Genomic DNA, 8,270 nt, shown 5'->3' with positions numbered 1-8,270 from the left:
CACGATGCCACTGGCCGAAGGTGCCGTGGTGTCGACCAGCACGCCAGCGGTGCTGCCGACGCTGTTGAGTGTCAGGTTCAGGTCGTTGCCGGCCACGTCGGTCAGCGCGTCACCGCGCAGGTCAAGACTGTTCACCGCGATGCCGTTGCTGTCGGTATCACCGGCCTGCACCACGTACTGGAACACCAGCGCCGCACTGCCGCTGCCGGAAACATACGTGGCGTAACGGGTCACCCCGCCCACGTCCAGCACCAGCCGGGGCGCCAGTGCGCCGGTTTGCACGGCTTCGCTGGCATTGACAGTAAAGCTCAGCGTGTCGCCGGTCTTGTAGCTGCCATCGGCCGGGGGCGTCACACTGACCACCACCGGTACTACACCGTCGATGGTGACGTTGGCCGTGCTGGCAACATTGTTCAGGGTAAGCTGGGTGTCGTTGCCGGCCGTGTCGCGGATGCTGCCGCCATTGAGCAGCAGCGCGCCACCCAGCACGATACCATTGCTGTCCAGTTGGCCACTGGCAGCGGTCAGGCGGAACACCAGCGCATTGGAGCCAGCGCCGGACACATAGCTGGCGTATACGGTGCCGCCAGTATCCAGGGTCACGGCGAGGCGCGGGGTGCCGCCGGCGGTATTGACCTGCACCGTTTCACTGAAGCTGATCGTGAAATCGAGGTTCTGGCCGGTGATATAGGTGCCATCGACCGGCGCGGCGACGCTGCTGATGCTCGGCACCACACCATCGATGACGATAGCTTTCTGGCCTGCGATCGAATCGCTGCCGCCCAGGGTCGGCAGGACCAGCGCGGCGTTGTCGTTGCTCACGCTCTTGATCGTCGCGCCATTCAGTTGCAGGGCCGTGGTGCTGGCGTAGTCGAGGTCGGCACTCACATCACCGGCCTGCACCGTATAGGCGAACGTCAGGGTATTGCTGCCAGAGCCGCTGACATAAGTCGCCAGGCGGTCGGTCAGCCCGGTTTCCAGCAACAGGGTCGGGATACCGCCGGCGACATCGACGGCCATGTCGAAGGTCACTGTGACATCCAGCGTCTCACCTGCTTTGTAGGCGCCGTTCGCTTGCACAACGCTGACATGGGTCACGGTCGGGTTCAGCGGTGCGACGGTGATGGCGATGGCATCGGTATCGGTCCTGGTGACACCGCTGCCGCTGTTGCCATTGTCGCTGCTCACGATTTGCAGCGACGCCGCGCCGTTATAGCCCGCCGTCGGGGTAAATATAAGGCCATCAAGGGCCGCGTTGACATCGGCCAGCGAACCGCTGAACCAGACACTGGTGTCGTTCGTACCCGAGCCCAATGTCAGGGTCAGGTTGGCCAAGGTCGCCAGAGTGATGCGGCCATTGGTTGCAGCGAGGGAAACAGCGATCTGATTACTGCCCACGTCCACGTCACTGACCACAATGGCATTGTTGTTGGCCGTACTGAAGGTCAGCACGCTGTCTTGCGGCACGCTCTGGCTGACCGGCACGCTGTTGACCGGCGCATCGTTCACCGCACTGACAAGCAGGCTCACGTTCTTGCTGTCGGTCTGTGCAGAACCGCCGGTGTTGCCGTTGTCGTTGATCGACACGGTCAGCGTGACGGTACTGGTGTTGTCGAGCGCGGTCTGGAAACTGACGCTGGAGGCAGCAATAAAGGCGTTGATATCGCTCAGCGACCCCGACAACGACAGCGCGCCGGTGCCCGAGCCCAGTACTGTGACACCGCTGCCCGAGGTGGCGGTCAACGTACCGCTGGGCACCGAAAAGGTCGCCGTGACAGAAGCGCTACCGGCATCGACATCGCTGAAGCTGATACCGGTCAGCGCGCCCGGCACATCCTCGGTAACGCTGATACTGGCAGGTACTGTGACCACCGGCGCATCGTTCACCGGATTGACGCTGAGGGTCATGCTGGTGCTGTCGGTGCTGGCGCTGGCGGTATCGACGCGGATGGTCAGCGTCTCGTCGGCCGTAGCGTTGGCCACCGTGGTGTAGGTCAGTCCGTTGTTGGCAATGAAGGTGTTGATGTTGGTGAGCGTACCGGTCAGGGTCAGCGCGCTGGACGTACCGCCCACGGTCACGCCGCTGCCGCTGGTGGCGGCGAGGCTGCCAGCGCCGACACTCAGGGTCACGGTACCGCTGCTGGAGTCGACATCGCTGAGGCTGATCTGGTTGATGGCCGAAGCCACGTCCTCGACCACCTGGGTACTCGATGCCGCCGTGATGACCGGCGAGTCGTCGACCGCCGTGAGGGTAAGGCTGCGGGTGACGGCGGCAGCACTGGCACCCCCGCCATCGGTGACCACGAATTCGAGGGTACGGGTCGTGGTCGTCGGGCTGTCTGACAGATTGGTGTAGGTGACGGAGCGCAGCGCCGCCTGCCACTGCGCCTGGCTTGCCAGGTTGCCGGCGGAGCTCAGGTTCAGGATGCCGGTGGTAGCGTTCCACGAGCCGATGATATTGCCCATGGTCGCCGTATCGGACACCAGCGCCAGTACATCCTGACTGTTGCTGTAGTTACCCGAAACACGCACGGTGGCCGAGGCAATGCCCGGGCCGTCGGCATCGCTGAGGGTCAGGCCGCTGTCGATGACCACCGGGGTCGAGGTGACGTTGTTGCCTTCGGTCCAGGCCACGCTGCCGCCCGTGCCGGTGAGAGTCGGCGCATCGTTGACCGCCGTCACGACCACGCTGGCGGTGTCGGTCGCAGTGGAAAAGGGCGTGGCAGCGCCAGAAGTGGTGACGTTGATCTTGGCGCCCTGGAGGCCGCTGGTGGCACCGCTCTGGTCCCAGGCCTTGTAGGTGATGGTCGCGATTTCACCGTTGATGCCGTCCGGAATGAAGCGGACACGGTCGCTCGAACGCAGCATCAGTGCGCTGGTGGTGGCGACGGTATCGACATTGCTCCAGGTGCTCCCCCCGTTGGTGGAGTACTGCCACGTGCCATAAGTGGACGTCAGGCCAGTGATGGCGATGCCCTGCACAGCGCCGGTGTCGACATCGGTGATGCCTGCGGTGAGGGCACTGACCAGGTCGCCGGTGTTGGTGGTGGAGGTATCGGTCAACGCCGAAAGGCTCGGCGCGACCGGGGTCAGCACTGGCGCGTCGTTGACCGAGGTCACCACCAGAGTGGCCTGGGCGGTGCCAGTGGAGAACGCGGTGCTGCCACCATTGGTGGTGGTGTCAACCGTGCTGCGGTTACCGGTGGTGGACGCAGTACCGGTGGTGCGGTCCCAGGCACGGAAGGTAAAGTTGACGTTCTCGCTGTTGGCGCTATCGGGGATATAGCGCACCTGACTGGTGGAGTCCAGCAACAGCGCGGCGCTGCTGGAAACCGTACCGATGTCGGTCCAGTTGCTGCCATCGGTGGAGTACTGCCAGAAGCCGCGACCGCTGGTGGCGGTGACTGCGATACCCGTCTGGGCGCTTGTATCCAGATCGCCATAAGTGACGCTGCCGAGGACGGTGCTGACCAGGTAGCCGTTGGTAGCGGTGTTTTCGTTGATGGACGCCAGCACGAAGGGACCGCCGCTGAGGGTCGGCGCATCGTTGACCGATACCACCGTCACGGTGCTGGCGATTGACACAATGCCGGCGTTACTCCCGCCACTGCTGGTACCGCCGCTATCGCGAACACCGATCAGGGTGGCGGTGCGCGAAGCGCCCGTCGGGCTCTCGCTGTCGTTACGGTAAGCCATGCCGTTGACGAGGGTCTGCGCCAGCGCCGTGGAGAGCCCGGCATGGGTGATGCTCACGGTGGCGGTCGTGCCGCTGACAGCCACCGATACGCTCAGGCCGTTGGTGGACGTCGTGACCGAAGTCTGGTCGACCAGGGTCACCGCAGTGCCGTCGATGATCAGCTTTTCCAGGTTGCCATTGCCCAGGTTGCTGACCTGCACATACAACCCGGTGATGCTCTGCCCTGCTTCGATGGTGCTGATGGCGGCGCCGCTGAACAGCGTAGCCCCCGTGCCGTTCTCGGTGAAGGTGGGATTGGTCGCGGTGGCGGTCAGGGTCGGCGCATCATTCACCGCCACGATCGAAAGGGTTACCGAGGCTGCGGTGCTGGTGCCGCCAGTGCCATCGCTGACCGTGACCTGCACGGTGCGCGTCGAGGGGGTGATGTCGGCGTCGTTGCTGTTGCGGTACGCCAGGCGCTGCAGCAGCGCGCTGACCGCGACGGGAGTCGCCGCACTGTTCAGGCTGATCACCAGCGGGTTACCCAGGGTGCCGCCGGTGTAGGTGCCGATCAGGTCATTGCCATAGGTAATGTTGCTACCGCTGACGTTGATGTTCGTCGCGCCCGCGCCTTGACCCGAGATCCACAGCTCGTCTTCGCTGGTTACGCCGTTGTTGCTGATCGACACGGTGACGTTGCCACCGTTGAAGTTGGCGCTGTCGGTATCGGTGACCGTCGCGTTGGTGCTCGAATCGAGCAACACGCCCGCGCTGCCCTCGGTGTAGCTGACAGCGTCGCCGTTGAGGTTGGTGATCACCGGGGCTGCGTTGCTGGAGGTCACGAAGTTGAGCGCAACGTTGTTCCTGATGCCGGCATAGACCTTGCCGTCGGCATTGGCGAAGGTCTTGTTGTCGATGCGAATCGCGTAGGCCACGCCTTGCGCAAGGTCCGCCGGCGGGTCGATGGTCCAGGTGGTGCCGGAGCCGGTGACCGCGCTGCTGCCCACCGCGATAGTCTGCACCACGGTGTTGTCGCTGGTGCGCACGATGTAGATATTGCCCGTTCCCTTGGTCACCACATCGTTGAAGGTCAGGACGATGTTTGCCGTCGGCGACACGCTCAGGCTGTTGTCAGCGGGCGTGGCGCTGGCCAGTTGCGGCGAGCTGCCGCCCTGAAAGTAAACGCTGCTGAGGGTGGAGGAAGCGACAAAGATGTCCAGGTCGCCATCGCCGTCGAAGTCACCCATCCGGTATTGCTGGTTGCCCATGTCCGCCAGGGTAACGCCGGCGAATGGTGAACTGGTGATAGCCATGTCAGTGAACGTAGTACCGTCGTTCCTGGCATACCGCCAGGCTGATCCATTACCACTGGTCTGGTAGATCACATCAGCGTCACCATCGCCATCGAAATCCCCCAGTACTACCCGGTTGACCGGCGTGACAGGCAGGTTCAGGTTGCCGGCAACAGTGGTAAAGACGCCATTGTCGTTGCGCAGATACTGGAGCTGGGTGTTCTGCAAGGCATACATAAGATCCGAATCGCCATCACCGTCGACATCCGCCACCTTGTAGTTGTAGGCCAGGAAATCAGACAGGGTCACGTTTTTGAACGGTGAGAGAGCGTCGGTACTGAGCACGTCTACAAACGTGCCGTTGCCGTTGTTCAGCTTTACACGCCAGGGCGAGCCGCTAGTGGAGTTGGTCTGGTACAGGAGATCGACGGCGCCATCTGCGTTGAAATCCCCCGCAATTGACCTCACGCCGAAAACGGGGGCATTACCATTCGTGATGTCTTCGGACGTGAAGCTTGATCCGTTATTGCGATAGAGCAGCACTTGCGACCCGCTGACGGCGGCCACCATCAGGTCGGTATCCCCGTCACCGTCGAAGTCGGCGGCGTGGTAGTTGGAACCGCCGGTTGCCGCATCGAGCAGGGTTACACCAGCAAAGGGCGAGGTGGCCTGGCTCACGACGCTGAAGGTGCCGTCGGCATTGCCCAGTGCCAGATTCCATGGTGCATTCGCACCGGAGCCCTGGTAAAGGATGTCGGCGCGGCCGTCATTGTTGAAGTCACCGACCACCGAGCGCATGAGGCTGTTGCCAGCACTCAGAAGTGGCGCGGTAGCGTTGGTGCCGCCGGTGTAGTTCTGTGCCATCAGGCTGTCGTAGCCGGACACGCTCAGGGCAGCGGTTTCGATGGCGCCGCTGCTGCGTTCCAGAGCCCAGTTACCGCCGAGTGCCGCCGCACCGGTGTCATCGATCGACGCGGCGACATCGGCGCCGGTGATCGCAGCCAGTTGGTCGAGGAAAGCCTGGCCTTTCTCGCCCTCGCCCACATCGCAGCCGTAGAGCATCAAATCGCCGTCGGCCTTGAGCGCCGAACCGATGCTGACCAGTGCTTCGCTGTGCTCGGCGAGGTTGTTGCTGGCCAGCCAGACGTTGCCCGTTTGTACGGTGCCGTCGGCACCGTGAGACAGCAGGTGAATGGCGTCCAGGCCCTCGCGACCCTTGAGGTAATCGGCCATCTGCTGCAGGCCGTCCTTGCTCGGGTCAAGAATCACCACTTCGGCGGTGCCGGAAAGGCCGGCAAGCAGTTGCGCGGTGTCGTTGACCTGGCCATCGACGAACACCACTTCCTGGCGCTGCGTGCCCTGCTGCTGACTCGACGTATCGGCTGCGGCCGCTGGGGTCTGGCTGGTCTCGTTGCTGGAGGTGCTGACCCGGACTGCATCGGCAGTGGTCTGCGCTGCAGCCTCCTGGGCAACCACGCCCACGGACGCATCGAACATGATTCGCGGTTCAAGCGCCATCAGCATAGGCGCCTGCCCAGGCTCAACGGGCTGGAGCTGCTGGGCGGACTTGCGCGAGAGTCGTTCGATGAATTTCATGGTGCACCTCGTGGTGTGTCACCGCAGTGCCAAATCCGGCAGTACGGCCAAAAAAGTGGCGGTGCCTGAAGGCACCGCCGGTTGTTGCGGTTAGTCGCGGGTCGGGTAAATGCCTTGGGTCGCAATGACGAAACTCACGGCAAGGTACGGGTTCATGACCGAGATCGGCATGCTGCCACCCGAGGTGCTGATAACGCCGGCGGCGGTGACGGGACCGGTCGAGGTCACCGGCGTGGTCGCCAGATCGACCCGGGGCAGGTCAGCGCCAGTGTTGTCCTTGCCGCTGTGATATGCCGGGTAGTTGGTACCGGCACCATCGTTGACGATACCCAGGCAACCGCCCGCGATCGGCGTGTCGCTGGTGGCAATGGCGTTGACCACCTGGTTGGTGTTGACGCCTGGCAGGCTGGTTGCGTTGGCGGTAATGGCGACCACAGGGTTGTGAGTCGGCATGTTTGCGACCAACTGGGTCACGTTTTCGGTACCCGCCGCTTCACCGATATCGTGCATCGAAAGACCTGCACCCTGGCCCCAGCCGATAGGCGAGCGTCCCCGAAAGTCAGGCAGGGCGAAGGTGGTCTGGCCATTGCCGCCATAGACGGTGCCGATCAAGGCAAACAACGCCTGATTCTGCATCAAAGGAAGCTGCTGCCCGTCGCACATCAAAAAACCTCTTGGGGCGTAATTGCTGGCCAGCATTCTGATTTCGCCAATGAATGGATCTGCCATCGAACATGTCCTTTTGTTTATTGAGTTGCGGGGTTGAAATTCCGTTATCAGATCGTTGTGTTGTCCGCGACCTGGCGCTTGTACTGCACGACCGCCTCAAGCACCTGGCGCCCGTCGGGTTCAGGCATCAGCGGCGTCATCATCAATTGCCAGGGCTGATCGCGGCCCGGACCGAACAGGTTGAACACTCCCTGTACCGGGATCACCCCCAGCGGCAGTACCAGCAGCAGCGAGTAGCATTCGTAATCACGGTTCATCGGCACGCCTTCTCTGAGCTCGAGTACGCCCACCCTCACCCCTTGACCGGGCGCGACCTGAAGCACGAAACCCTGCGTCCCGGCCTCTTTCAGTTCAGCAAAACGGGGCACGCTGTAAACCACTGCGTTACTCATGAAGTTTTCCCTGGTTCAGTACGAGGATCTCGGCGCAGCCGCGTGTAGACCCCGGAGTCGCCATTGACGTGAAAGCCCAGTCGCTCATACAGACGCATTGCAGGATTGTGGTGCTCGACGAACAGATCCACGCCCAGGCCCTGCTTGTCGACCTTGCGTAACTGTTCTTCGATCAGCGCGGTACCGATACCCCGCCCTTGATAGTCAGGGAGCAGGTTGATATCGATAAGGTTGAGGGATGCCTGGCCCCAGAACAGGTAAAGCCGGCCGATGGCCTGGCCTGACTGCTCGACGATGAGGAATTCGCCGTCGGGGTAGTGAGTCTGGTAGTAAGCGTGCTGGATATTGAACTGCTGGCTGAGAAAGGCCGCGATCTGTTCGGCGGGCCAGCCGCTATGGGACATCTCAAAGGCGCGCGAGCCGGCATAAAGGCTTTCGATGAACGCCATATCGTCTGAATGCAAGGCACGGAGTGTCACAGCGTACTTCGACAACATCAAAGCAACTTCCCTGTATGAACGACTTATCCGGTGAATCTTTCTTTGTCACGAACGTCACATGCGATTGCGCGGCAGAGTGCCAGCA

At 62.4% G+C, this 8,270-nt stretch carries 4 protein-coding genes; all 4 read right to left on the bottom strand.

Annotated features, from left to right (window positions below):
• The coding region (locus DGA31_RS28765; RefSeq protein ID WP_109514842.1) for a DUF4347 domain-containing protein at positions 1-6,564 on the bottom strand (6,564 nt) is incomplete at its 3' end.
• Between the two features lie 90 nt (positions 6,565-6,654).
• Positions 6,655-7,293: a phage tail protein gene (locus tag DGA31_RS28760; RefSeq protein WP_109514838.1), complete on the bottom strand. Its 639-nt coding sequence runs from the start codon at positions 7,291-7,293 to the stop codon at positions 6,655-6,657.
• A 47-nt stretch (positions 7,294-7,340) separates the two neighbouring features.
• Positions 7,341-7,685: a hypothetical protein gene (locus DGA31_RS29725; RefSeq protein ID WP_152035090.1), complete on the bottom strand. Its 345-nt coding sequence runs from the start codon at positions 7,683-7,685 to the stop codon at positions 7,341-7,343.
• A complete protein-coding gene (locus DGA31_RS28750) occupies positions 7,682-8,134 on the bottom strand; it encodes a GNAT family N-acetyltransferase (protein ID WP_241509673.1) in 453 nt (150 codons plus the stop codon). The genes DGA31_RS29725 and DGA31_RS28750 overlap by 4 nt, the downstream gene beginning before the upstream one ends.
• Between the last annotated feature and the right edge of the window lie 136 nt (positions 8,135-8,270).

Origin of the sequence: Pseudomonas ovata (genome assembly GCF_003131185.1) — a bacterium.
GTDB classification, from domain to species: domain Bacteria; phylum Pseudomonadota; class Gammaproteobacteria; order Pseudomonadales; family Pseudomonadaceae; genus Aquipseudomonas; species Aquipseudomonas ovata.
The sequence above is the reverse complement of the archived record's forward strand: the minus strand, read 5'-3'. Positions and strand labels throughout refer to the sequence as shown.

What these genes read in the sequence shown, in the direction of transcription:
- DGA31_RS28750 (WP_241509673.1), bottom strand. Translation starts at nt 8,134, where the DNA reads ATGGCGTTCATCGAAAGCCTTTATGCCGGCTCGCGCGCCTTTGAGATG.
- DGA31_RS28760 (WP_109514838.1), bottom strand. Translation starts at nt 7,293, where the DNA reads ATGGCAGATCCATTCATTGGCGAAATCAGAATGCTGGCCAGCAATTAC.
- DGA31_RS29725 (WP_152035090.1), bottom strand. Translation starts at nt 7,685, where the DNA reads ATGAGTAACGCAGTGGTTTACAGCGTGCCCCGTTTTGCTGAACTGAAA.